Annotated in this window: 25 protein-coding genes; 14 read left to right on the forward strand and 11 right to left on the reverse strand. The window is 67.1% G+C overall.

Features of this window, described 5'->3' with window-relative positions; translation table 11 throughout:
- Nucleotides 1–14: 14 nt before the first annotated feature.
- Nucleotides 15–1,217, reverse strand: coding sequence for an NAD(P)/FAD-dependent oxidoreductase (locus DDE75_RS07885; RefSeq protein ID WP_108501838.1), 1,203 nt, complete (start codon nt 1,215–1,217; stop codon nt 15–17).
- 87 nt (nt 1,218–1,304) lie between these two features.
- On the opposite strand from DDE75_RS07885, the gene DDE75_RS07890 reads away from it, so the two are divergent.
- Entirely contained in the window at nt 1,305–1,790 is a 486-nt protein-coding gene (locus tag DDE75_RS07890) for a peroxiredoxin (protein ID WP_108501839.1), read from the forward strand.
- 36 nt (nt 1,791–1,826) lie between these two features.
- On the opposite strand, the gene DDE75_RS07895 is transcribed toward DDE75_RS07890, so the two are convergent.
- The 4 genes from DDE75_RS07895 to DDE75_RS07910 all read right to left on the reverse strand — a co-directional run bounded on the left by DDE75_RS07895 (nt 1,827) and on the right by DDE75_RS07910 (nt 7,752).
- Complete coding sequence (locus DDE75_RS07895; protein ID WP_108501840.1) at nt 1,827–2,957, reverse strand: GNAT family N-acetyltransferase; 1,131 nt, start codon at nt 2,955–2,957, stop codon at nt 1,827–1,829.
- Between the two features lie 86 nt (nt 2,958–3,043).
- Nucleotides 3,044–3,799: a glycerophosphodiester phosphodiesterase family protein gene (locus tag DDE75_RS07900; protein ID WP_108501841.1), complete on the reverse strand. Its 756-nt coding sequence runs from the start codon at nt 3,797–3,799 to the stop codon at nt 3,044–3,046.
- Nucleotides 3,799–4,254: a RidA family protein gene (locus DDE75_RS07905; protein ID WP_108501842.1), complete on the reverse strand. Its 456-nt coding sequence runs from the start codon at nt 4,252–4,254 to the stop codon at nt 3,799–3,801. The genes DDE75_RS07900 and DDE75_RS07905 overlap by 1 nt, the downstream gene beginning before the upstream one ends.
- A 48-nt stretch (nt 4,255–4,302) precedes the next feature.
- Nucleotides 4,303–7,752, reverse strand: coding sequence for a chromosome segregation SMC family protein (locus DDE75_RS07910; RefSeq protein WP_108501843.1), 3,450 nt, complete (start codon nt 7,750–7,752; stop codon nt 4,303–4,305).
- A gap of 178 nt (nt 7,753–7,930) precedes the next feature.
- On the opposite strand from DDE75_RS07910, the gene DDE75_RS07915 reads away from it, so the two are divergent.
- Entirely contained in the window at nt 7,931–8,311 is a 381-nt protein-coding gene (locus DDE75_RS07915; RefSeq protein ID WP_108502072.1) for a CidA/LrgA family protein, read from the forward strand.
- Complete coding sequence (locus DDE75_RS07920; RefSeq protein ID WP_108501844.1) at nt 8,304–9,023, forward strand: LrgB family protein; 720 nt, start codon at nt 8,304–8,306, stop codon at nt 9,021–9,023. Before DDE75_RS07915 ends, DDE75_RS07920 begins: the two co-directional genes overlap by 8 nt.
- 66 nt (nt 9,024–9,089) lie before the next feature.
- Here DDE75_RS07920 and mog read toward each other — a convergent pair whose 3' ends face one another.
- A complete protein-coding gene (mog, locus tag DDE75_RS07925) occupies nt 9,090–9,626 on the reverse strand; it encodes a molybdopterin adenylyltransferase (protein ID WP_108501845.1) in 537 nt (178 codons plus the stop codon).
- A complete protein-coding gene (locus tag DDE75_RS07930) occupies nt 9,623–10,852 on the reverse strand; it encodes an argininosuccinate synthase (protein ID WP_108501846.1) in 1,230 nt (409 codons plus the stop codon). The genes mog and DDE75_RS07930 overlap by 4 nt, the downstream gene beginning before the upstream one ends.
- 264 nt (nt 10,853–11,116) lie before the next feature.
- Between DDE75_RS07930 and DDE75_RS07935 the strand changes: the two genes are divergently transcribed.
- The 3 genes from DDE75_RS07935 to DDE75_RS07945 all read left to right on the forward strand — a co-directional run bounded on the left by DDE75_RS07935 (nt 11,117) and on the right by DDE75_RS07945 (nt 14,375).
- Nucleotides 11,117–11,701, forward strand: a complete 585-nt coding sequence (locus DDE75_RS07935) for a hypothetical protein (RefSeq protein WP_162798949.1) — start codon at nt 11,117–11,119, stop codon at nt 11,699–11,701.
- A 40-nt stretch (nt 11,702–11,741) separates the two neighbouring features.
- The gene (gene ilvA / locus DDE75_RS07940) at nt 11,742–12,980 is read left to right on the forward strand and encodes a threonine ammonia-lyase IlvA (protein ID WP_108501848.1); all 1,239 of its coding nucleotides are present in this window, start codon (nt 11,742–11,744) and stop codon (nt 12,978–12,980) included.
- 102 nt (nt 12,981–13,082) lie between these two features.
- Nucleotides 13,083–14,375: a PP2C family protein-serine/threonine phosphatase gene (locus DDE75_RS07945; RefSeq protein ID WP_108501849.1), complete on the forward strand. Its 1,293-nt coding sequence runs from the start codon at nt 13,083–13,085 to the stop codon at nt 14,373–14,375.
- Here DDE75_RS07945 and DDE75_RS07950 read toward each other — a convergent pair.
- Entirely contained in the window at nt 14,372–14,824 is a 453-nt protein-coding gene (locus DDE75_RS07950) for an NUDIX domain-containing protein (protein ID WP_108501850.1), read from the reverse strand. The genes DDE75_RS07945 and DDE75_RS07950 overlap by 4 nt on opposite strands.
- Before the next feature lie 143 nt (nt 14,825–14,967).
- Between DDE75_RS07950 and hslO the strand changes: the two genes are divergently transcribed.
- From hslO to DDE75_RS07980, 6 genes are all read left to right on the forward strand, one after another.
- Nucleotides 14,968–15,990 carry an Hsp33 family molecular chaperone HslO gene (gene hslO / locus DDE75_RS07955; protein WP_108502073.1) on the forward strand — a complete coding sequence of 341 codons (1,023 nt, stop codon included), beginning with the start codon at nt 14,968–14,970 and terminating at the stop codon, nt 15,988–15,990.
- Nucleotides 15,987–16,580 (forward strand): NUDIX hydrolase, encoded by a 594-nt coding sequence (locus tag DDE75_RS07960; protein ID WP_108501851.1) that lies wholly within the window; start codon nt 15,987–15,989, stop codon nt 16,578–16,580. Before hslO ends, DDE75_RS07960 begins: the two co-directional genes overlap by 4 nt.
- The gene (locus DDE75_RS07965; protein ID WP_108501852.1) at nt 16,580–17,734 is read left to right on the forward strand and encodes a CCA tRNA nucleotidyltransferase; all 1,155 of its coding nucleotides are present in this window, start codon (nt 16,580–16,582) and stop codon (nt 17,732–17,734) included. Before DDE75_RS07960 ends, DDE75_RS07965 begins: the two co-directional genes overlap by 1 nt.
- On the forward strand, nt 17,731–19,575 hold the full coding sequence (locus tag DDE75_RS07970; RefSeq protein WP_108501853.1) for an ABC transporter ATP-binding protein: 1,845 nt from the start codon (nt 17,731–17,733) through the stop codon (nt 19,573–19,575). The genes DDE75_RS07965 and DDE75_RS07970 overlap by 4 nt, the downstream gene beginning before the upstream one ends.
- Entirely contained in the window at nt 19,572–20,795 is a 1,224-nt protein-coding gene (locus DDE75_RS07975) for a class I SAM-dependent RNA methyltransferase (RefSeq protein ID WP_108501854.1), read from the forward strand. The genes DDE75_RS07970 and DDE75_RS07975 overlap by 4 nt, the downstream gene beginning before the upstream one ends.
- Before the next feature lie 97 nt (nt 20,796–20,892).
- Nucleotides 20,893–21,381, forward strand: a complete 489-nt coding sequence (locus tag DDE75_RS07980; protein WP_245894659.1) for a L,D-transpeptidase family protein — start codon at nt 20,893–20,895, stop codon at nt 21,379–21,381.
- Between the two features lie 62 nt (nt 21,382–21,443).
- On the opposite strand, the gene dalA is transcribed toward DDE75_RS07980, so the two are convergent.
- Nucleotides 21,444–21,962 carry a divisome-associated lipoprotein DalA gene (dalA, locus tag DDE75_RS07985; RefSeq protein ID WP_472462634.1) on the reverse strand — a complete coding sequence of 173 codons (519 nt, stop codon included), beginning with the start codon at nt 21,960–21,962 and terminating at the stop codon, nt 21,444–21,446.
- 207 nt (nt 21,963–22,169) lie between these two features.
- Between dalA and DDE75_RS07990 the strand changes: the two genes are divergently transcribed.
- Nucleotides 22,170–22,739: a L,D-transpeptidase gene (locus tag DDE75_RS07990; RefSeq protein ID WP_108501857.1), complete on the forward strand. Its 570-nt coding sequence runs from the start codon at nt 22,170–22,172 to the stop codon at nt 22,737–22,739.
- A 31-nt stretch (nt 22,740–22,770) separates the two neighbouring features.
- Here the strand turns inward: DDE75_RS07990 and hemH are convergent, their stop codons facing one another.
- A complete protein-coding gene (hemH, locus tag DDE75_RS07995; protein WP_108501858.1) occupies nt 22,771–23,811 on the reverse strand; it encodes a ferrochelatase in 1,041 nt (346 codons plus the stop codon).
- Nucleotides 23,808–24,650 (reverse strand): methyltransferase domain-containing protein, encoded by an 843-nt coding sequence (locus DDE75_RS08000; RefSeq protein ID WP_108501859.1) that lies wholly within the window; start codon nt 24,648–24,650, stop codon nt 23,808–23,810. Before DDE75_RS08000 ends, hemH begins: the two co-directional genes overlap by 4 nt.
- 31 nt (nt 24,651–24,681) lie before the next feature.
- Between DDE75_RS08000 and DDE75_RS08005 the strand changes: the two genes are divergently transcribed.
- Nucleotides 24,682–25,416, forward strand: coding sequence for a ComF family protein (locus DDE75_RS08005; protein ID WP_108501860.1), 735 nt, complete (start codon nt 24,682–24,684; stop codon nt 25,414–25,416).
- Nucleotides 25,417–25,425: the final 9 nt, after the last annotated feature.

A 25,425-nucleotide genomic window follows, 5' to 3' on the forward strand; every position in this document is an offset into this window, starting at 1 on the left:
GTGCATGGGCTGGGTCATGACATCAGCGCCTTCAGGTCAGGGGCGTCGATGATCTGTTGCGGATCGGGACTGCGTCCGGCCTCGATCAGCCGCTTGCCGATCATATAGGCGCGGGCGTCGTTCAGGGCATCGACCGCGATCAGGCGGCCATCACGGTAATACCAGACAGAGGCGCAATGATCGCCCTGCCCTGCCCGAAGCACCGTGCTGTCATAGCCGGTGTTCAGCCCCGCGATCTGCAGCTTGGCGTCGAACTGATCCGACCAGAACCATGGCTTGGCGACGTAATCGCGCGTCTGCCCCAGCATGTTGTCGGCCACGCATTCGGCCATGTCGATGGCGCCACCGACGCTCTCCAACCGGATCTGCGCGCCCTGATGCGGGAAGCTGGCGCAATCGCCCGCAGCCCAGATGGCGGGGTCCGAGGTCCGGCCTGTGGCGTCCGTGGCGATCCCGTTGTCCAGCGCCAGGCCGGCGGTTTCGGCAAGCTGGACCCGAGGCAGCACGCCGATGCCCATCACCACCAGATCGGCGGGCAGGATGCGCCCGTCGTTCAGCGCGACGCCGGTGACGCGGTCATCGCCTTGGATGGCGCTGATGCCGGTGTCTTCCAGGATGGTCACGCCATGGGCACGGTGCAGGGCCGCGATGATCTGCGAGGTCTGAGGCGAGGCCACGCGGCCCAGGATGCGCGGGGCGGCCTCGACCAGCGTGACGTCCAGACCCAGCTTGCGGGCGACGGCTGCGGCCTCGAGCCCGATATAGCCGCCGCCGATGACGACCAGCTTGCGCCCCGCGGTCAATTCGGGGGCCAACGCGTCGATGTCGGCCAGATCGCGGATGACATGGGTGCCGGGCAGATCGCCCCCCATCGCGGCGGGCAGGCGGCGGGGTTCCGCGCCAAGCGTCAGGGCCAGCGCGTCATAGGGGTATTCGCCCGCATCGGTCGTGACCACGCGGGCCTGCGCATCGATGGCGGTCGCGGTTTCGCCGGTGCGCAGGTCGATCTCCTGATCGCGCCACCAGTCGGGCGCGCGCAGCGTCAGGCGGTCCAGCGCCATCTCGCCCAGCAGATAGGCCTTGGACAAGGGCGGGCGCTGATAGGGCGCGGCAGGTTCGCTGCCGATCACGGTCAGCGGGCCGTCATGTTCCTTGGCCCGCAGCCGCGCCGCCATCGAGGCCGCCGCCTGCCCTGCCCCCAGTATCACGATCCGCATCCGCCTGCGCCCCTCTGCTGTCGTCTGGCCTGTCTTCGGGCCGCACCCTATAGTCGCGCCGAATCCGTTGCAATTCAGGAGAGACCGATGACCATCAAGGCTGGAGACAAGCTGCCCGAGGGGCAATTGCTGCGCGTGGGCGAGAACGGCCCCGAAAGCGTCTCGACCACCGAGCTGACCAGCGGACGCGTCGCGCTGTTCGGCCTGCCGGGCGCCTTCACCGGCACCTGCACCAACGCCCATATGCCCAGCTTCGTGCGCACCGCGGACCAGTTCCGCGACAAGGGCGTGTCGCGCATCGTCTGCATCACCGTGAACGACCCCTTCGTGGCGGCGGCATGGGCCGAACAGACCGGCGCCAAGGATGCGGGCATCGAGGTTCTGGCCGATGCGGACGGCAGCCTGACCAAGTCGCTTGGCCTTGACTTCGACGCGCCGCCGGTCGGTTTCCAGGGCCGCTGCAAGCGCTTCGCCTCGCTGCTGAGCGACGGCACCTTCCAGACGGTCGATGTCGAGGATTCGCCCGGCACCTGCAGTGTCAGCGCGGGCGAGACCCTGCTGGAAAAAGTCTGATCCCTGAGTAGCAAGACCCGGAGGGGCTGGCCCCGGTCAGCCCTTCCGGAACGGGGTGAAATCGGCAAGCGCCTCGATTTCATCTCCCATGGCGTGGCGTTCCTGATCCAGATAGTTTTCCAGCGCCTTCAGGAAGCCAGCGTCCTGAACCCAATGCAGCGAATGGATCGGGACGGGCTCGTATCCGCGGGCCAGCTTGTGATCGCCCTGCGCCCCCGCCTCGACCCGCGACAGGCCATGGGCGATCGCATGGTCGATGGCCTGATGGTAGCACAGCTCGAAGTGCAGGAAGGCGTGATCCTCGGTGCAGCCCCAATAGCGGCCATAGATGGCGTCGGGGCCAAGGAAGTTCAGCGCCCCGGCGATGGGTTCGCCGTCCTGTTCGGCCAGCACCAGCAGGATGTCGTCGCGCATCGTTTCCTGCATCAGGTCGAAGAACCGGCGCGTCAGATAGGGCTGGCCCCATTTACGGGCGCCGGTGTCCTGATAGAACTCCCAGAAGGCGTCCCAGTGGCGGGGTTGCAGATCGTCGCCCGTCAGATGGCGGATGGTGCCGCCGAAGCCTTGGGCGCGGGCGCGTTCCTTGCGCAGGTCCTTGCGCTTGCGCGAGGACAAAGCGGCCAAGAAATCGTCGTAACTGGCATAGCCGCGGTTCAGCCAGTGAAACTGCTGGGTGATGCGCGGCAGGAAACCCGCCTGTTCGCCCAAGGCAGCCTCGGACTCGGTGCAGAAGGTGACATGCGCGCCGGATGCCTGAACGTGGTCGGTGACCTGCATCATGCCCTGCAGCAGCGCCATGCGCGCCCCGTCATCGCGGGCCAGCAGGCGCTGGCCGGTGGCGGGGGTGAAGGGCACCGCCGCCTGCAGCTTGGGGTAATAGCGCCCACCCGCCCGCGTATAGGCCTGCGCCCAAGCGTGGTCGAAGATGTATTCGCCCTGGCTGTGCCCCTTGGCATAAAGCGGCACGGCCCCGACGATATGGCCGTCGCGTTCGGCGGTCAGGTGCAGCGGTTGCCAGCCGGTGCCGGTGCCCACCGATCCCGATTGCTCCAGCGCCAGCAGAAAGCGGTGCGAGGTGAAGGGATTGCCGTCGCCAAGACCGTCCCAGGTTTGCGGATCGATCTCTGCGATGGAGGGATGGGTCGTCAGGGTCAGCATGTCGCTCATGTCCCGCAAGATAGGGTGCGGGCGCGCGAATGTCAGGGGGCAGATGCGGTCAGGACGTCGCAATCGCGTGACGCCCTGACGGCTGGTCATTCGGTGGGCGTGAAGCCCTCGAAGGTGATGTTCTGGGCGACCTTGCGGGCGGCGGTTTCCTGTTCGGGCGTGCGGACCGTCCAGCAAAGGATCGGTACTCCCTGGGCGGCCAGGGCATCTACGCGCGGGTTGTCCAGATCGCCGATGGCATGCGAGATGAAGCTGGCCCCGCTGCGGTCGAAATCGCCGATCCCGGCCAGTTCCAGGCGGCGTTCCGGCGGGACCGTGGGCCAGTGTTCCTCGCTGTAATCGCAGGTGGTCAGCCCGACGGCGATGCCCTGTGCGGCCGCGTGGAAGGCCGTGACCTGATGGGGGTTGAAGGACATCATCGCGACCGGCCCGTCGTAACCCTCCAGCGCCTCGGCCACGCGCAGGTGCAGATCGCCGATATCGGGGCCAAGGGTGCCGTCCTGATCCTTGATCTCGATCAGCAGCGGGACCTGCCCCGCGACCAGTTCAAGGAATTCGGACAGCGTCGGCACATGCTGGTCGCTGCCCAGCAGGCGATAGCCCTGAAGCGTATCGACCGAGGTCTGGGACACCAGCCCCGTCTGCCCTGTCAGCCGCGTCAGGTCATAGTCGTGAAAGACCATGGGCGTGCCGTCGGCTGCGGGCTGGATGTCCAGCTCGATCCCGTAGCCGGCCTTAATGGCGGCACGCGCTGCCGCAAGGCTGTTTTCCGGCACGCCGTCCCCGTGCAGCCCGCGATGGGCGATGGGGGCGGTCAGGAAGGCTTGCGGCAGCGCGGTCATCACTTCACCTCGAAGATGGCTTCGATCTCGACCGCGACGCCGAAGGGCAGCGAGGGTGCCGAGACGGCAGCGCGCGAATGTCGGCCCGCATCGCCGAAGACCTCGACCATCAGGTCCGAGCAGCCGTTGATGACCTTGGGCTGATCGGTGAAATCGGGGGTCGAGTTCACGAAGCCGGTCAGCTTCACGACGCGGGTCACGCGGTCCAGATCGCCGACGGCGGACTTCAGCTGCGCGATCAGGGCCAGACCGCAGCGGCGGGCGGCGGCGGCGCCGTCCTCGACGCTGGTGCCATCGCCCAGCTTGCCGGTGATCAAGCCGTTCTCATCCGCGCTGATCTGACCCGAGATGAAGACCAGGTTGCCGGTCTGCACGAAGGGGACGTAATTCGCGGCAGGCATGGGGGCTTCGGGAAGGGTGATGCCTTTGTCGGCCAGGGTCTGTTCGACGCTCATGATATCCTCGCTTGGGTTGGCGTTGGCCGGACCCTAGCAAGGCATTCCTCAGGCGACCAGTGCCTCGGCGCGTTTCAGGTCGACGCTGACCAGCTGGCTGACGCCCTGTTCGACCATGGTGACGCCGAAGAGGCGATCCATCCGCGCCATCGTCACCGCATGGTGGGTGATGATCAGGAACCGCGTGTCGGTCCGGCGGGTCATCTCGTCCAGCAGGTCGCAGAAGCGGCTGACATTGGCGTCGTCCAAGGGCGCGTCGACCTCGTCCAGCACGCAGATGGGGGCGGGATTGGCCAGGAAGACCGCAAAGATCAGCGCCATCGCGGTCAGCGTCTGTTCGCCCCCAGACAGAAGCGACAGCGTCGACAGGCGCTTGCCCGGTGGCTGGCACATAATTTCGAGGCCCGCATCCAGCGGGTCGTCGGATTCGACCATCACTAGCCGCGCCTCGCCGCCCCCGAAAAGGGCGGTGAAAAGCGTGGCAAAATTGGCGTTCACGGTCTCGAAGGCGGCCAGCAGGCGTTCGCGCCCCTCGCGGTTCAGGCTGCCGATGCCGGCGCGCAGCTTGCGGATGGCTTCCTCGAGGTCGGCCTTCTGGGCGGCGAGCTGATCGCGTTCGGCCTCCAGCTCGCGCTTGTCCTCCTCGGCGCGCAGGTTGACGGCGCCAAGCGCGTCGCGCTGCGTGCGCAGGCGGGTGATCTGGTGTTCCAGTGCGTCGGCCGGGGCCTTGGGGTCGACATCGCCAAGGCTGGCCAGCAGGTCCGCGGGGGTCTGGTCGGTTTCCTCCGCGATCCGCTCGCGGGCGGCGGTTTCGGCTGCAGTGGCGGCCTCGGCGCGGGCATCCATGGCGGCGCGGGCCTCGCGGGCCTCGGAGGCCAGGCGCGCGGTGTCGCGTTCGGCATGGGCGGCGGCGCGGGCGGCGTCATCGGCCGCAGCCAGCGCGTCGCGGGCGCGGGTCAGGCGGGTCTGGGCCTGCGCCTCGCGCTCGGTCAGGGCATCACGGCGTTCGGCCAGCAGCGCGGGCTGGGCCTTGGCACCCGCCAGTTCATCCTGCGCCCCGTCACGGCGCGTGGCCAGTTCGGCGGCGCGGGTGCCCGCCTGTTCCAACCGCTGCTGCCAGCCTGCGGTTTCACGGTCGATCGCCGCGATCCGCTTCAGACGCGCGTCCTCGTCGCGGCGCAATTCGTCAAGGCTGGCACGGCGGGTCATGGTGGCGATGCGGGCAGCCTCGACGCTGGTGCGGGCGTGTTCGACCGCCGTGGCGGCATCGGCCCGGTCGGGCAGCGCATCCAGCTGAGCCTGCGCATCGTCCAAACGGGTGCGGGCATCGGTTGCATCGGCCTGATGGCGGGCCAGTTCGGCGCGGGCAGCCTCGGCGCGGCTGCCTGCCATGGCCAGATCGGATTCGGCGCGGGTGGATGCCCGCGCGGCATCCGACAGCTGGCGCTCGGCCTCGCGTCGGGCATCGCGGGCGGATTTCTCGGTGGCGGCGGCGTCGGCAAGCGCGGCCCTGGCCTCCTCATGCGCCTCGATCGCGGTCTCGGCGCGGGCGCGGGCCTGTTCGGTCTGGCTGGTGATCTCGGCCAGCTCGTTGACCTTCTGCAGATGCAGCGCCGCCTGAGAGGAGGCCTCGCCCGCCATGACGCACAACCCGTCCCACCGGAACAGATCGCCCTCGGGCGTGACCAGACGCTGACCGGGGTGCAGATCGGCCTGCAGCGCAGCACCCGTGCGGGCATCGACCACCAGTCCGGTCTGCGACAGGCGGCGGGCCAGCACATCGGGGCCGGAGACATGCGGCGCCAGCGGCTGCACCTGCGCGGGCAAGGGCTGGGGCGCGTCCCATCCCGGCAGCGCGTGCCACCCCGAGCCCTCGGTCGAGACCCCCGCCCGCAGATCGTCGCCAAGCGCTGCACCGAAAGCGGTCTCATACCCCCGCGCGACCTGCACCTGATCCAGCAGCGCCTGCCCGTCGGACTGGCCGCGTTCGACCAGACGGCGCAGGGCAGTCATTTCGGCGGCCAGCGCACCGGCCTCGCCTTCGGCCTGCGCCCGGGCGGCGCGGGCGGCGGCTTCGCCGGTCTCCAGATCGGCGCGGGTGGCCTCGGCCTGGGCCAGCGCGTCTTCGGCGGCGTCCACGCGGGCGCGGGCCTGATCCTGGGCGGCATCGGTCTGCTCAAGGGCCGCTTGCGCGGCGGTCCCTGCGGCGGTGGCAGTTTCGGCGGCTTGGGTGGCATCCGTCGCGGCGCGGTCGGCACGGTCGAACATGGCGCGCAGATCGGCGGCCAGCCGTTCGGCGGATTGGTGGCGGGCGGCCAGGCGGGCCGATTCGTCAGTCAGTTCGGCCAGACGACCTTCCAGATCGCGCAGGGTTTCGCTGGCCTCATCGGCCATGGCGGTCGCAGCCTCCAGCCGGTCGTCATGGCCCTGCCCTGCGGCCTCCAGCTGATCGCGCTCGGCGGCCAGCTTTTCGACGACCTCGCCGGCATCGCGGTTCAGCCCTTCCTCGCGCTCGATATCGCGGTCCAGCTGGGCGATGCGGGCGGTCAGGGCAGCGATGGCGGCATCGGCGCGCGCCTCGGCCTCGTCCAGGGCCTCGCGTTCGGCGGTGATACGGGACAGGATGGCGGCGGCGACCTGCTCCTCCTCGCGCAGCGGCGGCAGGGCGTCGTCTGCCTGCACACGCCGAGCCTCGGCCTCCTCGGCGGCGGCTTCGGCCTCGGCTGCCTGCCGGACGGCTTGGGACAGGGCTTCGGCGGCGGCGGTGCGGGCCGCCTCGGCCTCGGCCCAACGACGATACAGCAGCACGCCCTCGGCCAGGCGCAGCGCCGCGCCGATCTGTCGGTATTTCGCGGCGGCACGGGCCTGACGCGCCAGCGATGCGGCCTGCGTGGACAGGCTGTCCAGCGTATCATCGACCCGCGAAAGGTTCGCCTCGGCCCCGTTCAGCTTCAGCTCGGCCTCATGCCGCCGCTGGTAAAGACCCGAAATCCCGGCTGCCTCTTCCAGAATGCGGCGGCGGCTTTTGGGCTTGGCGTTGATCAACTCGCTGATCTGCCCCTGCCGCACCAGCGCCGGGCTATGCGCCCCCGTCGAGGCATCGGCAAACAACATCTGCACGTCGCGCGCCCGCACATCCTTGCCTGCGATCTTGTAGGCGCTGCCCGCGTCACGGGTGATGCGGCGGGTGATGTCGAACTGGTCGTCCTCGTTGAAGCCCGCGGGTGCCAGCCGGTCGCGGTTGTCGATGGTCAGCGACACCTCGGCATGGGCGCGGGCGCTGCGGCGCGTGGTGCCCGCAAAGATCACGTCTTCCATCCCGCCCCCACGCATGGCCGAGGGACGGTTTTCCCCCATGACCCAACGCAGCGCCTCCAACAGGTTGGACTTGCCGCAGCCGTTGGGACCGACCACACCCGTCAGCCCCTCGCGGATGACCAGATCGGTCGGGTCCACGAAGCTCTTGAAGCCGTTCAATCGCAGGCGGTCAAAGCGCAAAGGTCGGGTCCGTCATGGCTGAGGCGATCAGGGATTGTTCCTGCATGGCCCCATCGTGTCAATGGCACCGCAAGATATCGCGGAAAGCCAGCGGATATCCACAAGATGCATCGCGCGCAACCCCGCCATGTCCGCTGCCCGCTGGCGCCATGCCGCAGGGCGCGATAAGTTCGCCCCCATGATTCAGACGCTTGCCATCATCCTTGGCTTCCAGCTTGCCGGAGAGGTCATTTCCCGCATCGCCGACCTGCCCTTGCCAGGGCCAGTGGCGGGAATGCTGCTGCTGGTCGCGACCTGCATCGCACGTCCTGCCGTCGCAGACCGCATCCGGCCCACGACATCGGGGCTGCTGTCGCATCTGTCGCTGTTCTTCGTGCCCGCAGGCGTGGGGATCATCGCGCATTGGCAATCGCTGCGCAGCGACGGTCTGGGCATCGCCGTGGCACTGATGGCATCGACCCTGCTGGCGATCGCGGCAGGGGCGCTGGCCTTCACCTGGGTCGCCCGCCTGACCGGATCCGAGGAACCGGATGCCTTAAGGGACCAGGGGCATGAGTGATCCGCTGCTGATCTGGTCCTATCTGTCGCAAGGCCCGCTGGTCTGGCTGACGGCCACGCTGGTCGCCTATCTGATCGGTGACGCCTGTTTTCGCGCGGCGAATCGCAAAAGCTGGGCCAATCCGGTGCTGGTCGCCGTGATCCTGCTGGCGCTGCTGCTGATCGGCACGGGCACCGATTACGCCACCTATTTCGAGGGCGCACAATTCGTCCACTTCATGCTCGGGCCTGCGACCGTGGCCCTCGGCCTGCCGCTTTACGACAACCTGCCACTGGTGCGCAAAGCCGCCTTGCCGATGCTGGCGGGTCTGCTGGCCGGGTCAATCACGGCGGTCGTATCGGCCCTGATGATCGCGCGGGCCTTCGGCATCACCGGATCGGTCCTGGCCTCGCTGGCACCGAAATCCACCACCGCCCCCGTGGCCATCGGCATCGCCGAGCGTATCGGCGGGCAACCCACCCTGACCGCCGCGCTGGTCCTGCTGACCGGCATCTTCGGGGCAATCATCGTGACGCCCCTGCTGAACGCCATGCGCATCCGCGACTGGCGCGCGCGGGGCTTTGCCATCGGGGTGGCGGCCCATGGCATCGGGACGGCGCGCGCCTTTCAGGTCAACCAGACCGCAGGCGCGTTTTCCGGCATCGGCATGGGGCTGAACGCGGTGCTGACGGCGATCATCGCGCCCTTGGCCCTGCAGCTATTCGGCGGGTGATCACACTTTGACGGACAGCCCTTCTCGGTTGCCCAAATACCCGATCTCATCGGCCGCCGCAGGCGCTCAGCCCGACTTGGGGCGGAAAGCCTTGATACGGGCGGGATCGGTTTCGATCCGGGCGGCACCCATCAGATCCAGACAATAGGGCACGGCCGCAAAGACCGCATTCAGGCAGGTCGCGATGGCCGAGGGCTTGCCGGGGATGGTGATGATCAGTGTCGCCCCACGGATCGCGGCCGTCTGGCGTGACAGGATGGCGGTGGGAACCTCGGCCAGACTGGCACGGCGCATTGCCTCGCCGAAACCGGGCAACTCCTTGTCCATGACATCGGCCACGGCCTCGGGGGTCAGGTCGCGCGGTGCCGGGCCGGTGCCGCCGGTGACCAGGATGAGGTCGGCCCCGCCATCGGCCAACTCGCGCAGCTTGTCGGCGACCTCGGCCCGTCCGTCGGGGATGATATGGCGCGCGATCTCCATCGGGGATGTGATGGTGTCGCGCAGCCAGCTTTCGGCGCCGGGGCCGCCCTTGTCCTCATAGACGCCGGCGGCCGCGCGGTCGCTGACGGTGACGATGGCAATGCGGGCGGCCCGGGCGGTCATTTCGCGACGCGGGCGTTGCGGTTGGCGATCAGCTTCAGGCGCAGGGCGTTCAGCTTGATGAAACCCGCCGCGTCTTTCTGATCGTATGCCCCTGCGTCATCCTCGAAGGTCACATGCGCCTCGGAATAGAGCGAGTGATCCGACCAGCGGCCCACGCAGGTCGCCATGCCTTTGTAGAGCTTCAGACGGACGGTGCCGCTGACATGTTCCTGCGACTTATCGATGGCCGCCTGCAGCATCTCGCGCTCGGGGCTGAACCAGAAGCCGTTGTAGATCAGCTCGGCATAGCGGGGCATCAGGCTGTCCTTGAGATGGCCCGCGCCGCTGTCCAGGGTGATCTGCTCGATCCCGCGATGCGCCTCCAGCAGGACGGTGCCGCCGGGGGTTTCATAGATGCCGCGCGACTTCATGCCGACGAAGCGGTTCTCGACGAAGTCCAGACGACCGATGCCATGCTTGCCGCCCAGCTCGTTCAGCTTGGTCAGGATCGTGGCGGGCGACATCGCCTCACCGTTGATGGCGACCGCATCGCCCTTCTCGAAGGTCACTTCGATGAATTCGGGCGTGTCGGGCGCATCTTCGGGGTTCACGGTGCGCTGATAGACGTAGTCGGGCGCGGCCTCGGCGGGGTTTTCCAGCGCCTTGCCCTCGCTGCTGGTGTGCAGCAGGTTCGCATCCACGCTGAAGGGCGCCTCGCCGCGCTTGTCCTTGGCAATCGGGATCTGGTTCTTTTCCGCGAATTCGATCAGCTTGGTGCGGCTGGACAAGTCCCATTCACGCCAAGGCGCGATGACCTTGATGGCGGGGTCCAACGCATAGGCCGACAGCTCGAACCGGACCTGGTCGTTGCCCTTGCCCGTCGCGCCATGCGCCACGGCATCAGCACCGTGCTGCTGCGCCAGTTCGACCAACCGCTTCGAGATCAGCGGCCGCGCGATCGAGGTGCCCAGCAGGTACAGCCCCTCGTAGAGCGCATTGGCGCGGAACATCGGGAAGACGAAATCGCGGACGAATTCCTCGCGCAGATCCTCGATATGGATGTTCTCGGGGGCGATGCCCAGCAGCTCCGCCTTGGCGCGGGCAGGCTCCAGTTCCTCGCCTTGGCCCAGATCGGCGGTAAAGGTCACGACCTCGCAGCCGTATTCGGTCTGAAGCCACTTCAGGATGATCGAGGTGTCCAGCCCACCCGAGTAGGCAAGGACGACTTTTTTCGGCGCGTCGGTCATGCGGTTAACCCTTCATCGAATTTTCGCAGGGAATACGGCGTTCCGCGCGTTGTCACAAGGGTTTGACACCGATTAGGGTCCGACAGCATTCATTCAGGTGATTTCATGCTGGTATTTCGACTTTTGCGCCATTCGGTGCTGATGCTTCTTGATGCACGTCTTGCTGTCGCGCGAATGTCGCTTCCCTATCTTCTGGTCATATCGGCATCACAGTTCGCGGGGTTGGCAGGACAAGGTCGCGCGTTACAGCCCGGCAATAGTGCAATGACCCTGCCAATGGTGCTGATTGCGGCGTTGCTGTTCCTGGCGCTGGCCGTGTCGTGGCACCGGCATGTGCTGTTGGGCGATGCGCCGCGGCTGGTCGCGCCAAGGCGGGGATGGCAGATGCTGTCCTATCAAGGGACGGCCGTCCTGATCGCGCTGGCCTTTATCCCGCCCGTCATGATCACATCGGCCTTGATTGGCATATCGTTTGCGCAGCTGTCGCAGATGGGCGACACGCTGTGGCTGCCCTTCATGCTGGTGATCCTGTTCTATGTGCTGGCGAATGCCATAGTCATGCGGCTATGCGTCGCCCTGCCGGGGGCCGCGCTACGATCGGTTCGCCCGATCAGGACCGCATGGCGCGCGACGCGGGGCCATGCTGGCAGCTTCCTGCTGCTGGCGGCCCTTGCCATGGTCGCGCAGGCGGCAATGCCGCTGTTGCCGGCGGCGGTGATATCGCGAACGGGGTCGGTCACAGCGGCGCTTGCGACAGGCGTGGTGGTCTCATGGGCGGCCGCATTGCTGGCGCTGTCGCTGCTGACCACGATGTGGGGGTATTTCGTCGAAGGGCGCGATCTGCGCTGAACCCTTGCCAATTGGGCGCATTCGCGGCATTGGCGAGGGCATGGAAAACTTTGTCGCCTCCGTCCGTCTGGCCGAGGCCGCGCTTCGCGACCTGTTCGAGCCTACCCCGTTGCAGCGCAACGACCACCTGTCCGCCAAGTTCGGCGCCGACATCTGGCTCAAGCGCGAGGATCTGACGCCCGTGCGCAGCTACAAGCTGCGCGGCGCCTTCAATGCCATGCGCAAGCTGATCGACGATGGTCCCGGCCATTTCGTCTGCGCCAGCGCGGGCAATCACGCGCAGGGCGTGGCCTTCGCCTGCCGCCATTTCGGCGCGCGCGGCACGATCTTCATGCCCGTGACCACGCCGCAGCAGAAGATCGACAAGACCAAGATCTTCGGCGGCGATGCCATCAAGGTCGTGCTGACCGGCGATTACTTCGACCAGACGCTGGCCGCGGCCCAGGCCTTCTGCACCGATGAGGGCGCACAGTTCCTCTCGCCCTTCGACGCCTCCGACGTAATCGAGGGACAGGCGACGGTAGGGCTGGAAATGCTGGCCCAGCTGGGCCGCGCGCCCGATCTGGTGGTCCTGCCCGTGGGCGGCGGCGGCCTCTCGGCGGGCGTCACGACCTATCTGCGGACCGAGGCCCCCGACACGCGCTTCGCCTTTGCCGAACCGCTTGGCGGGGCCAGCCTTCAGGCGGCGCTGCGTCAGGGTGCGCCCGTGGCCCTGCCCGCCGTCGACAGCTTCGTCGATGGCGCGGCCGTGGCCCGCATCGGCGCCCTGCCCTTCGAGGCCCTGTCGCGCTTTTCCCCCGATGACGTCCATCTGGCCCCCGAAGACCGCATCTGCCGCACCATGCTGGAAATGCTGAACACCGAAGGCGTCGTTCTGGAACCCGCAGGCGCCCTAGCCCTGGACGTGCTGGAGGATCTGGGCGATCTGACCGGTAAGACCGTCATCTGCGTCTGTTCGGGCGGCAATTTCGACTTCGAGCGTCTGCCCGAGGTCAAGGAACGTGCCCAACGCTATCAGGGCGTGAAGAAATACTTCATCCTGCGCATGCCGCAGCGCCCCGGTGCATTGCGCGATTTCCTGGAGATGCTGGGACCCGATGACGACATCGCGCGCTTCGAATACCTGAAAAAATCGGCGCGGAACTTCGGCTCGGTCCTGATCGGGATCGAGACCTCGCAGCCGGCGAACCTGTCGTCGCTGATGGCGCGGCTGGAACAGGGCGGTTTCGCTTATCGCGACATCACCAACGACCAGATCCTGTCGGAATTCCTGGTATGAGGATTTCCGCCCCCGGTCCCCGGGGGCGGGCTGCGAAAAGTTAAGCGCGCATCGCGGCCCGCCTTTACCGTCTGTTTACGACCAAGGCGCTAGACAGGGCGCATGAAAGCCGCGAATCTCTCCCTCTCTGACCAGGATGACAGCCAGCACAAGGTGCATCGGCTGGCGCTGCTGGTGGAAGACAACCCCGATCACCGCCTGCCCATCGCGGCGGTGCTGGAGGGGCGCGGCTATACCGTCGTGCAATCCGCCTCGGGCGAAGATGCGCTGCGGCTGTGCCGGGACCTGACGCCGGACCTGGTCCTGTCGGATTGGGATCTGCCCGGCATCTCGGGGCTGGAGTTCTGCCAAGCCTTTCGCAAGCTGGAACGGTCGTCCTACGGGTATTTCGTGCTTCTGACCACGACGGGTGATCGGCAGGCGCTGGACGCGGGACTGCAGGCGGGGGTGGACGACTTTCTGTCGATGCCGGTCGTGGCGCAGGAACTGCTGGCCCGCATCGCCGCCGCCGAACGCATCCTGCGCGTGGAAGACGAACTGCGCGCCAGCAACACCCAGCTTCAGCAGGCGCTTGATCAGCTGAACGAGACTCAGGCCGCGATCGAACGCGACCTGCGCGAGGCGCGCAAGCTGCAGCAGGGACTGGTGCGCGAACGATCGGGCCGCTTCGGCAAGGCCGAGATCAGCCTGCTGCTGCGCCCCGCCGGTCACATCGGCGGCGATCTGGTCGGCTTCTTCCCGATCAACAGCGAACGCGTGGGCATCTATGCGCTGGACGTGTCGGGGCATGGCGTGACGGCGGCGCTGCTGACCGCGCAGCTGTCGGTGCATCTGTCGGGGTCGTCGGATCAGAACGTGGCGCTGCGCGGCGCGCAATCCGGGGGTGAGGCTGTCGGCCCCGGTGCGCTGGCCCGCTTCTTCAACAACATGATGCTGGAGGAGATGAACACCGACAGCTATTTCACCATGATCTTCGCCGAGCTGAACCACAGCACCGGCGCGCTGAGCATGGTGCAGGCGGGCCACCCCCACCCGGTGCTGCAACGCGCGGACGGCAGCATCATCCACCTGGGTCAGGGCGGCATGCCCGTCGGCGTCTTCGAGAACCCCGTCTTCGACGAGATCGAGGTCCAGCTGCTGCCGGGCGACCGGCTGCTGATCGCCTCGGACGGGCTGACCGAGGCCACGACCCCCAACGGCCAGCAGTTGGGGAATGAGGGGCTGGAGGCGATACTGCGCACTAACGCCTTCCTCAAGGGGCATCCCTTCCTGGAATCCATGGCATGGTCGGTGTCGGAATATTGCCGGGGCGAACGTCAGGACGACATCTCTGCCGTGCTTTTGGAAATCCGCGAGGATGCACAGCTGGTGCGCCTGCCCCGCAAGTCGCGCTAGGCCCGCCCGCCCAGGTCCAGCCACCTGCGGACCGCGTGGCGCGATCCAGGATCGACCAGAAGATCCAGCGCGCGCGCGGGCGTGACCCAATGCGCGCTGTGGCCCGGCTCGGACGGCTGGCCGCGCTGCAACGTCGGTCGCCCCTGCCAGATCGAACACAACTTTTCGGCGTGGAAATCATAGTCCGGCATCCAGCAGAAGCGCCGATAGTCGCAGAGGTGACGGGGCGCGGCGATGCCCCAACCCGTCTCCTCGAAGACCTCGCGGTGCAGGGCGGCGATGGATGATTCGCCCGCATCCACGCCCCCGCCCGGCAGCTGGTATTCCGGCACCGGCGCGCGCTGGAATGTCAGCAGCATCAGCCCGTTGCGGACCAGAATGCCATAGGCACCGGGGCGGCGGCGATAGCGGATGCCGGGGATGGGCGGCTTTCCGAAACGCGGAATCATCGTTCACCTGTCTGTTGCCTGTCGCGCGTATCCTGCAACGGCGACGGGCGAAAGTCGCCCCCTTGGGATCGGCGCAAAAACCCCTATATTGGGCGCAACCGGGCCCGCCATGGGCGGCGCCGCTGCCACTTCAAGGATCAATGATGAACGACATCAACCAGATAGCCTGGGACGACACGATTTTGCCATTCCAGTTGGACCGCTCGGACATCCGGGGGCGCGTCGCGCGTCTTGACGGGGTGCTGGACCATATCCTGACGCGCCACGACTATCCGCCCGTCGTCAGCGCCCTGGTGGCCGAGGTCGCCCTGCTGGCCGCGCTGATCGGCCCGACCGTCAAGCTGCGCTGGAAGCTGAGCCTGCAGGTCCGCGGCAATGGCGCCGTGCGCACCATCGCCGCCGACTACTTTGCCCCCGCGGCCGACGGCCAGCCCGCCCGCATCCGTGCCTGGGCCAGCTTCGATGCCGACCGCCTGGACAACCGTCCCGCCTTCGACCAGATCGGCGAGGGGTATTTCGCCATCCTGATCGACCAGGGTTCGGGCAGCACCCCCTATCAGGGCATCACGCCCTTGGCGGGCGGGTCGCTGTCGGCCTGTGCGCAGACCTATTTCGCGCAGTCCGAACAGCTGCCGACGCGCTTCCAGCTGGCCTCGGGGCTGTCGCAATCCAGCGGTCAGACGGCCGGCTGGCGGGCGGGCGGCGTCATGCTGCAGACCCTGCCCGCCCAGCAGATGAACGTGGCCGATGGCGGCAGCGGCGAAGGCGGCCTGATCGAGGCTGCCGACATCCTGCAGGGCGCCGAATCGGAAAACTGGAACCGCGCCAACATCTTGCTGGACACGGTCGAGACGCTGGAGCTGATCGGCCCGACCGTCGGCCCCACCGACCTGCTGCTGCGCCTGTTCCACGAGGAAACCCCTCGCGTGCATGAACCCCAGCCGGTCAAGTTCGGCTGTTCCTGCACGGCCGACCGCGTGCGTGACACTCTGTCGATCTATTCGGCCAAGGACATCACGCATATGACCACCGAGGAAGGCACCGTCACCGCCGATTGCCAGTTCTGCGGCGCGCATTACGTCTTCGACCCGCGCTCGTTGGGTTTCGAGGCCGAGATCGACGCCGAGGGCAATCCCCTGCCGCCCAAGGACAAGGCCGCCGAGTGAGCGTCGAGTGGTCCGAAAAACGCTTGTCCCAAGCGCTGCGCAATGCGGCGGGGGCAAGTTCGGACTTTGATCTGAACCCCGGCGTGGCGCCGCCCGATACACCATTGCGGCCCGCGGGCGTGCTGGCAGCCTTTCATGCCGACGACGGGCGGCTGGTCCTGACCAAGCGCGCATCCGGCCTGCGCCACCATCCGGGGCAGATCGCCCTGCCCGGCGGCAAGGTCGATCCCGGCGACGCGGATGCCGTGGCCGCCGCCCTGCGCGAGGCGCATGAAGAGGTCGGCCTTGCCCCCGCACAGGCCCGCGTGCTGGGATGCCTGCCGCCCCATCGCACCGTGACCGGCTTTCAGATCACCCCCGTCATCGCCATCATCGATGGCCCCTTCACCCCCATCCCCGAAGAGGGCGAGGTGCAGGAGGCCTTCACCCTGCCCTTCCGCCATATCGCCAACGCCGCCAGCTATCGCATTGAAAGGCGGCGGTGGCGCGGCGGTTGGCGCAGCTTTCATGCCGCGCCGTTCGGGCCCTATTACCTCTGGGGGGCGACCGCCCGTATCCTGCTGAACCTGGCCCAGGGGTTCAGGGCGTGATGCGGATACCCGACCAGATCATGGCCGATCCCGGCCTGATCCGCGTGATGCGGGCGCTGCATGCGCAGGGGGACCATGCATTTCTGGTCGGCGGCGTCGTGCGCAACGCTCTGCTGGGTCAGCCGGTCGACGACATAGACATCGCCACCGATGCCACGCCGGATCGGGTCATGGCGCTGGCCCAGGCGGCGGGTCTTCGTGCGGTGCCCACGGGCATCGATCATGGCACCGTCACGCTGGTCCATGACGGTCGCGGGTATGAGGTCACGACTTTCCGCCGCGATGTCGAAACCGATGGCCGCCATGCCGTCGTGGCCTTCACGGAAGACATGGCCCAGGATGCCGCCCGTCGCGACTTCACCATGAACGCGCTCTATGCCGATGTCGATGGGCAGGTCATCGACCCGATGGGCGGGCTGGCCGATCTGACCGCCCGCCGCCTGCGCTTCGTGGGCGACCCGGCCCAGCGCATCCGCGAGGATTACCTGCGCATCCTGCGCTTCTTCCGTTTCTTCGCACGTTATGGTCAGCATGCAGACCCTGACGCGGTCGCCGCCTGCGCCGCGCATAAGGACGGGCTGACCGGCATCGCCCGTGAACGCATCGGGGCGGAAATGCGCAAGCTGCTGGCCGCGACCGATCCGGCACCCTCGGTCGCGCTGATGGCGGATACGGGGGTTCTGGACCTGCTGCTGCCCGGCGCCGATCCCGCGGCTTTGGAAGCGCTGTTGGCGCATGAGGGCGACCTCCCTCCGTCATGGCCGCGTCGGCTGGCGGCACTGCACCCCGAACCCGCCGCCGCATTGCGCCTGTCCAAAACCGAAACCAAGAACCAAGCCGTTCTGCAAACCGCCCTTCGGGAGGACTGGTCGCTGGACCGCGCCGCCTATCGGCTTGGGGCCGAGATCGGCTGCGATCATGCGATCCTGATGGCCGCGCGGGGCAAGGTGCTGCCGCCCGACTGGCAGGCGCAGATCCAACAGGCCGCGGAAGCCCGCTTTCCGCTGAAAGCTGCCGATCTGCCCGACCTACAGGGCCCAGCCCTTGGCCACGCCCTGAAAACCGCCGAGGCGGCCTGGATCGCTTCGGGCTTCGCGCTGCCCGCCCCTGCCCTGATCGACATGGCCAATCTGGCCGGAAAAGAGCCCACATGAGCCTGCACGCCCGCTTCGGCCGCATGGTCGATGCCTTCCGCCCCGCCGATGGCGCGCCCCCGCGCAGCCTGATGGCCTTCTTCCGCTGGTGCCTGTCGGGCGCGTGGAAGGGGCTTGGTTTCGCGGCGCTGACATCGGCGATGGGGGGTGCGGCGGATGTGGTTTCGGCGATGCTGCTGGGTATGGTCGTCGATGCGGTCACCGGCAGCAGCCCCGGAACCTTCTGGACGGAAAACTGGGGACTGGTCGCCATCTTTGCGGGCTTCTTCCTGATCCTGCGGCCCGCAATCTTCGGCCTGTCGACGGCCAGCTCCAACGTCATCATCGGGCCGAACGTCCTGCCCCTTGTACTGTCGCGCTTGCATCGCTGGACGATGGGCCATGCGATCGACTTCTTCGACAACGATTTCGCGGGCCGGCTGGCGCAGAAGCAGATGCAGACCGCGCGCGCCGTCACCGATGTCGCCAGCGAGGTGGTGAACGTGGTGGCCTTCGCGCTGGCCTCGGTCATCGGGTCGGCTGCCTTCCTGCTGGCGGTGGATGGCTGGGGGGCGGTGGCGCTGCTGGTCTGGCTGGTGGCCTATTTCGCGCTGATCCGCTTCTTCCTGCCGCGCATCCGGGCGAAATCGGGGGCGCGGGCCTCGGCGCGGGCCAATGTGACGGGGCAGGTCGTCGATACCATCACCAACATCAAGACCGTCAAGCTGTTCGCCCATGACCGGCACGAGGATCAGGTCGCCTTGGGCGCCATGGCCGGTTTCCGCGAACGCGCGCTGGACTTCGGCGTCGTCAGCACCTGGTTCCGCCTGTCGCTGATGATCGTGGCGGGCATCCTGCCGGTCATCCTGGTGGGCGGCACCATCCTCCTGTGGCGTCAGGGCGCGGCCACGGTGGGCGATGTCGCGGCATCGGGCGCCATCGCCATGCGCCTGTCGCAGATGACCGGATGGGTCAGCATGGCGCTGATGGGCATGTGGGGCAACATCGGCGAGGTCGAGGACGGCATGCGCACCCTGTCGCCCCCGCACGGGCTGACCGATGCCCCCGATGCCGTCACGCTGGACCGGGTGCAGGGCCGGATCCGCTTCGACCACGTCGGCTTCGCCTATGGCCGGGACGAGGGCGGGATTGAGGATCTGGACCTGACCATCGCCGCCGGAGAAAAGGTCGGCATCGTCGGTGCCTCGGGGGCGGGAAAGTCGACGCTGGTGGCGCTGCTGCTGCGGCTTTATGACGTCGAACGCGGGGCGGTGCTGCTGGACGGCCACGACCTGCGCCACGTCACGCAGGAAAGCCTGCGCCGCCAGATCGCGATGGTCACGCAGGAGACGGCGATGTTCAACCGCTCGGCCCGCGACAACATCCTCTATGGGCGGCCCGATGCCACGCAGGACCAGATCGTCGCGGCGGCAAAGGCGGCCGAGGCGCATGATTTCATCCTGTCGTTGCAGGATCATGCCGGGCGCACGGGCTATGACGCGCATCTGGGCGAACGCGGGGTCAAGCTGTCGGGTGGCCAGCGCCAGCGGATCGCCCTAGCCCGCGCCTTCCTGAAGGATGCCCCGATCCTGGTCCTGGACGAGGCGACCAGCGCCTTGGACAGCGAAATCGAAGCGCAAGTGCAGGACGCCCTGACCCGCGCCATGGACGGCAAGACGGTACTGGCCATCGCCCACCGCCTGTCGACCATCGTGGAACTTGACCGCATCCTTGTGATCGAGGATGGACGCATCGTCGAACAGGGCACGCATGACGCGCTGCTGGCCCGGAACGGCACTTATGCAAGATACTGGATGCGCCAGTCGGGCGGCTTCCTGGGAACGGATGAGGCCGCCGAATGACCACCTGGACGATCGAACGGCTTGGCCGCAAGGGCGACGGCGTTGCCGTTCGTGGCGATGAACGCGCGCTGGCCGCCCTGACCCTGCCGGGCGAGGTGATCGAGGGCACCCCCGAGGATGGCCGCATCGCCGCGCCGCGCATCGTCACGCCTTCGGATCAGCGGGTGCGCCCGATCTGCACGCATTTTCGCGCCTGCGGGGGCTGTTCGCTGATGCATGCCAGCGATGGCTTCACAACCGCCTGGAAGCGGCAGGTGGTGGAAACCGCGCTGGCCGCGCAGGGCATTCAAGCGCCCGCGCCGCTGGTGCATGTCTCGCCCCTGAAATCGCGGCGACGGGCGGTGCTGTCGGGCAAGCGCACCAAGAAGGGGGCGCTGGTGGGCTTTCATGCCCGCGCATCCGAGGTGATCGTGGATCTGGCCGAGTGCCACGTCATGCGCCCGCAGATCACTGCCGCCCTGCCGCTGCTGCGCCGGATCACCGTCGCCGGGGCCTCGCGCCAGGCCGAGCTGACCTTCACCGTCATCCACGGGCCTGCCGGGCTGGACGTGGCGGTGCGCGGCGGCAAGCCGATGGACCCCGACCTGCTGCAGACCATGGCCGCCTTGGCGCGCGAAGGCGATCTGGCGCGGCTGGATTGGGATGGCCAGACCATCACCCGCCGCCCCGCGCAGCTGCCGATGGGCCGCGCGCAGGTCGTCCCGCCCCCCGGTGCCTTCCTGCAGGCCACCGCCGAAGGCGAGGCCGCGCTGCTGTCCGCCGTCCGCGCCACTGTGGGCGATGCAACCCGCGTGCTGGACCTGTTCGCAGGCTGCGGGACCTTCACCCTGCCCTTGGCGGAAACCGCGCGGGTCCATGCCGTCGAGGGGCTGGCCGCGCCACTGCAGGCCCTTGATTCGGCATGGCGTCAGACGCCGGGGTTGAACCGGGTCACCACGCAGGTGCGCGATATCGCCCGCCGCCCCCTGCTGCCGGACGAGCTGGCGGAATTTGACGCAATCGTGATTGATCCGCCGCGCAACGGGGCCGAGGCGCAGATGCGCCAGATCGCCACCGCGCGGGTGCCCGTGGTGGCCCAGGTGGCCTGCGACCCGGTTAATTTCGCCAAGGATTTGCGGATTCTGGTTGATGCCGGATACCGTCTGGACCGGCTGTGGGTTGTCGACCAGTTCCGCTTCTCACCCCACGTCGAAATGGTTGCCGCATTAACGCTTTGCTAGGCAGCATCACGCTAGATGTGATATTCCGGACCCATATAACAAGAAACCGTCAGAGGCAGTGATGAGCAAAACGACCCGTCGGGCGTTCACGATTTCGATGTTGGCCGTGCTGGCCGCCTGTGGCAAGCCGCAGGAGGAAAAGCCGAATTTCGTGCGCTATTTCGGCCCGCCCGTGACGCAGGTGCAGATCAACAAGGGCCAGCGGCGCATGCATCTGTTCAGCGGCAGCACGGTCGTGAAATCCTATGACATCAGCCTTGGGAACGTGCCCGTCGGACACAAGCAGTTCGAAGGCGACGGCAAGACCCCCGAGGGCGTCTATTTCGTCGACCGCTTCAACCCGCGCAGCGCCTATCACCTGTCGGTCGGGGTGTCCTATCCCAACGCGCAGGACCGCGCCTTTGCCGAGGCGCATGGACGCAAGCCGGGCGGGGACATCTTCATCCACGGCCGTGGCCCCGACGGCAACAACCTGTTCCCCCGTCAGCGCGATTGGACCGCAGGCTGCATCGCCGTGTCCGACGAGGAGATCGAGGAGATCTATGCCATGATCCGCCCCGGAACGCAGGTCGTCATCTATCCGTAAGGACGCCGCGCCCGCTGCGGAACTGAAACGGCCCCGATCGCCATGATCGGGGCCTTGTCATGTCACTGCGATGCCGTCAGCAATGTCCACCACAGCTTGCCCGAAGGCTCCTTGTACCAAGCGAAACCCAGCAGCTTCGCGGAAGGGTCCATGATCACGTCGCGCGTGTCGCGGGTGGTCATCCAGGCGCTCAGCGTCTCGATCTCGTTCTCGTAGCTTTCCGAGATGTTCTCGCCGATCAGCGTGCCGTTGAAGCCCTGACGCCGAACCCGGTCGAGGGGCGAAGAGCCGTCCGACCCCCAGTGCCACGCCCGATTCTGCGCCGACATGTCGCGCGAATGGGCCAGGGCGGCGGCATCCAGCTGGCTGCTGGGCGTCAACGCCGTCAGCCCCAGATTCCCGCGCAGGGTGTTGATCTGCTGCAACACCCGACCCGCGATCGCGGCGTTGTCATCGACAGGTGCGGGGGCCTGGATGGGCATATCCTGAGGCATGGGCATCGGCTGCTGTTGCAGATAGCGCGGCGCGCATGCTGTCAACGCAAGAACGGCAAGAACCCCGATCGACCTGATATTCCTCAACGTGCAGGCTCCCTCTGTGTGATCTGGTCTTGGTCTATCGAAGCGGGCGATGCTGTTCAAACGCAACTCTGCGTGAGACGCCAAATCGGATCGCGCGTCCATCGTCATCGCCGGTTTGATTTGCCGCCCCGTGGCGCAGGGGATATGATTTCATCATCGAAGCCCGCCCCTCAAGAGCGGTGATCCGAACCCCGAGGACATGAGCAGATGAGCACGCGTTTCAACTTCAACCGGCGGGCCTTTCTGGGCACCGCAGCCGCAGGACTGGCGATGCCCGCCTTCGCGCAGGAGGCGCCGACCGGCAACACCGGCCCCCAGCATAACATCTCGAGCTTCCGGATGCAGGACTGGCGCCCGCATTTCGACAATCTGACCAATGGCGCGATCCTGTGTGACCTGACATCGCGCGCCGTGCATTTCTGGTCCGAGGACGGGACCACCTATCACGTCTACCCCTCCTCGATCCCGGTCAGCGCCGAGCTGACCCGCAGGGGCCGAACCGAGATCATCAAGAAGGTCGATGGCCCCACATGGGCCCCCACGCCCTCGATGAAGGCCAGCAACCCGGAATGGCCCGATTTTGTGCCCGCGGGTCCCGACAATCCGCTTGGGACGCATGCGCTGTGGCTGTCGTGGCAATATTACCGCATCCACGGCACGCATGACACGCGCAAGATCGGGCGCAAATCCTCGAACGGCTGCATCGGGCTTTACAACGAACACATCGCCCAGCTGTTCGGCTTGGCAAAGATCGGGACGCAGGTTCTGATCCTTTAAGGAAAGGGGGCCGCGCGGCCCCCTTTTCGCATCAGGCGACCGGTTCGACCCATCCGCCGATATTGTCGCGGATCACCTCCAGCATGACCTGGATATGCGCCGGATCGTCGTTCAGGCAGGGAATGTACTGGAATTCATGGCCGCCGGCCTCCTCGAAGGCCTCGCGGATTTCGCCGTTGATCTCCTCCAGCGTCTCGATGCAATCGGATGAGAAGGCAGGCGAGATGACGGCGATGTCGGTATGGCCCTGTTTCGCCAGTTCAGCCACATGCTCGACGGTATAGGGGCGCAGCCACTCCTCGCGGCCGAAGACCGACTGGAAGGTGGTGTCGATGATGCCCTCGGGCCAGCCCAGCTCCTCGCGCAGCAGGCGGGACGTCTTCTGGCACTGGCAGTGATAGGGATCGCCCTGCATCAGATAGCGTTTCGGCATGCCATGATAGCTGGCCACCAGCTTCTTCGGCACCTTGCCGCCCAAGGCGCGGCGCACGCTGTCGGCCAGCGCCTTGATGTAATCGGGACGGTTCACATAGGGCTCGCAGGTGCGGACGGCGGGTTGCCAGGTCTGCTCCATCAGCGCCCGGAACAGCTGGTCGTTGGCCGTGGCCGAGGTCGGCCCCGCGTATTGCGGGTAAAGCGGCAGGAAGACGATACGGCGGCATCCGGCGTCCACCATCTTCTGCAGCACGTCATGGGTCGAGGGGTTGCCATAGCGCATGCAGAATTCGACCATCACCTGATCGCCCCATTCGACATGGGCGGCCTCGCGCAGGGCGGCGGTCTGCGCCTTGGTGATCGTCATCAGCGGGCTTTCGTTCGCCTCGTTGTTCCAGATCAGCTTGTAGTTCTTGCCCGAGCTGCGCGGACGGAAGGTCAGGATGATGCCCTGCAGCAGCGGCTGCCATTTCCAGTTGGGCAGGTCCACGACACGCTTGTCGGACAGGAATTCGTTCAGATAGCGGCGCATTGGCCAATAGCCATAGCCGTCGGGCGTGCCAAGGTTGGCAATCAGGATGCCGGTCTTTGCGGGCTTGATCTTGGGGTGGTCGGCAGGCGCGTGATCTGGCGTCATGGGTTCTGTTTCCTGATGGCGTTCAAGGCGTCGGAAAGCGCGGTCTTTGCGCTGCCCGGACGCAGGGGCTTGGGCTGACTGTCCGAAGGCGCCCATCCGGTCAGAAAGACCAGATCGAAGCCAACGTTGATACGGGACGGATCGTCGCGGTCGGGGTGATGGGTGGCAAGGATGGCGCTGGCACGGCCAATGACATCGCGGCGGGTGGGTCGGCGCAGGCGGGCTGCCATGGCGTTGCCCTCGCCCATGGCCCGCAGGTCGCGCCCCAGATGGGCCAGGTCGCGATAGCTGACGCGCTGCGACAGCAAATCCGCCACCGGCAGCGCCAGCCCCGCCCGTTGCAGCAGCCCGCCCATGTCGCGGATCTCGCCCATCGGCAGGACGCGGGGCGACAGGCCGCCGGTGATCTCGGCCTCGGCCTGGGCCAGGGCGGCGCGCAGTTCCGCCAGCGTCTGGTTGCCGAAACAGACGCCGATGAACAGCCCGTCCTCGCGCAGGGCGCGGCGGCATTGGGCGATCTGGCCGATCGGATCCTCGGCCCAGTGCAGCGACATGGCGTGGATCACCAGGTCATGCGCGCCGGGTTCAAGATCGATCACCGGATCGTCGGCGACTGGGCGGGCCTGCGGAAAGCGCGGCCCCCAGATTTCGGGAAAGCCGGTGACGACGGCGGGGGACGTAAAGGTTCTGTTAACCTCGATCAGCCTATCGTCGATCTCATCGGCGGCGATCTGGTGGAACAGGTCGACAAACCCCGCACGCCGCGCGCGGTCACGCTGGCGCAGCAGGGCATCCGTGTCGGTCAGAGCGGGGCGCGTGCTATCTTGGGGGATCTTCATGGGACTGGAACATAGGGTGCTTTCGGGGGCGATGAAAGTCGCGCTGCACGTCCTTTATCCGCCGCAATGCCTGTCCTGCGGCGCGGGCGTGGCGGATGGCGGTGCGGGGGCCGTTCACCTTTGCGCCAGTTGCTGGATGGACGCGCAGTTCATCACCGGCGCGATGTGCGATTGCTGCGGGGTGCCCCTGCCCGATGACGGCACGGGAACCGAGCAGGTGCTTGTCTGCGACGACTGCCTGACCGCCGTGCGGCCTTGGTCGAGGGGGCGGGCGGCAATGGTCTATGACGGCACCGCCCGCAAGCTGATCCTGGCGCTGAAGCATGGCGACCGGCTGGATCTGGCGCCCGCGATGGCGGGATGGCTGGCGCGGGCGGCGCGTCCGCTGGTGATGCAGGACCAAATCGTCTGTCCCATCCCCCTGCACCTGCGCCGCCTGATGAAGCGCAAATACAACCAGTCTGCCCATGTCAGCGCACGGCTGGCCCGCGATCTGGGGCTGGCCCATCAACCCGACCTGCTGGTCCGCACCCGTCACACGCCCGCGCAGGATCACCGCGACGCGCAGGACCGCTTTGCCAACATGGCCGATGCGCTGGCGGTGAACCCGCGTCGCGCGGCGTCCCTGCAGGGGCGCCCGGTGCTGCTGGTCGATGACGTCATGGCCTCGGGGGCGACGATCACCACGGCGGCGATGGCGCTGTTGCAGGCAGGATCGGGGCCAGTTTCGGTTGCGGTTCTGGCACGGGCGGTCAAGGATCACTAGATAAGGTCC

The organism is Paracoccus indicus (genome assembly GCF_003056335.1).
GTDB classification, from domain to species: Bacteria; Pseudomonadota; Alphaproteobacteria; order Rhodobacterales; family Rhodobacteraceae; genus Paracoccus; species Paracoccus indicus.

Coding starts and splice junctions, on each gene's coding strand:
- DDE75_RS07890 (WP_108501839.1), top strand. CDS start 1,305: ATGACCATCAAGGCTGGAGACAAGCTGCCCGAGGGGCAATTGCTGCGC.
- DDE75_RS07990 (WP_108501857.1), top strand. CDS start 22,170: ATGAGCACGCGTTTCAACTTCAACCGGCGGGCCTTTCTGGGCACCGCA.
- mog (WP_108501845.1), bottom strand. CDS start 9,626: ATGACCGCCCGGGCCGCCCGCATTGCCATCGTCACCGTCAGCGACCGC.
- DDE75_RS07950 (WP_108501850.1), bottom strand. CDS start 14,824: ATGATTCCGCGTTTCGGAAAGCCGCCCATCCCCGGCATCCGCTATCGC.
- DDE75_RS07980 (WP_245894659.1), top strand. CDS start 20,893: ATGTTGGCCGTGCTGGCCGCCTGTGGCAAGCCGCAGGAGGAAAAGCCG.
- hslO (WP_108502073.1), top strand. CDS start 14,968: ATGAACGACATCAACCAGATAGCCTGGGACGACACGATTTTGCCATTC.
- DDE75_RS07975 (WP_108501854.1), top strand. CDS start 19,572: ATGACCACCTGGACGATCGAACGGCTTGGCCGCAAGGGCGACGGCGTT.
- DDE75_RS07935 (WP_162798949.1), top strand. CDS start 11,117: ATGACCCTGCCAATGGTGCTGATTGCGGCGTTGCTGTTCCTGGCGCTG.
- DDE75_RS07930 (WP_108501846.1), bottom strand. CDS start 10,852: ATGACCGACGCGCCGAAAAAAGTCGTCCTTGCCTACTCGGGTGGGCTG.
- DDE75_RS07945 (WP_108501849.1), top strand. CDS start 13,083: ATGAAAGCCGCGAATCTCTCCCTCTCTGACCAGGATGACAGCCAGCAC.
- DDE75_RS07915 (WP_108502072.1), top strand. CDS start 7,931: ATGATTCAGACGCTTGCCATCATCCTTGGCTTCCAGCTTGCCGGAGAG.
- DDE75_RS08005 (WP_108501860.1), top strand. CDS start 24,682: ATGAAAGTCGCGCTGCACGTCCTTTATCCGCCGCAATGCCTGTCCTGC.
- DDE75_RS07885 (WP_108501838.1), bottom strand. CDS start 1,217: ATGCGGATCGTGATACTGGGGGCAGGGCAGGCGGCGGCCTCGATGGCG.
- DDE75_RS07965 (WP_108501852.1), top strand. CDS start 16,580: ATGCGGATACCCGACCAGATCATGGCCGATCCCGGCCTGATCCGCGTG.
- DDE75_RS07920 (WP_108501844.1), top strand. CDS start 8,304: ATGAGTGATCCGCTGCTGATCTGGTCCTATCTGTCGCAAGGCCCGCTG.
- DDE75_RS07905 (WP_108501842.1), bottom strand. CDS start 4,254: ATGAGCGTCGAACAGACCCTGGCCGACAAAGGCATCACCCTTCCCGAA.
- DDE75_RS07895 (WP_108501840.1), bottom strand. CDS start 2,957: ATGAGCGACATGCTGACCCTGACGACCCATCCCTCCATCGCAGAGATC.
- ilvA (WP_108501848.1), top strand. CDS start 11,742: ATGGAAAACTTTGTCGCCTCCGTCCGTCTGGCCGAGGCCGCGCTTCGC.
- DDE75_RS08000 (WP_108501859.1), bottom strand. CDS start 24,650: ATGAAGATCCCCCAAGATAGCACGCGCCCCGCTCTGACCGACACGGAT.
- hemH (WP_108501858.1), bottom strand. CDS start 23,811: ATGACGCCAGATCACGCGCCTGCCGACCACCCCAAGATCAAGCCCGCA.
- DDE75_RS07900 (WP_108501841.1), bottom strand. CDS start 3,799: ATGACCGCGCTGCCGCAAGCCTTCCTGACCGCCCCCATCGCCCATCGC.
- DDE75_RS07970 (WP_108501853.1), top strand. CDS start 17,731: ATGAGCCTGCACGCCCGCTTCGGCCGCATGGTCGATGCCTTCCGCCCC.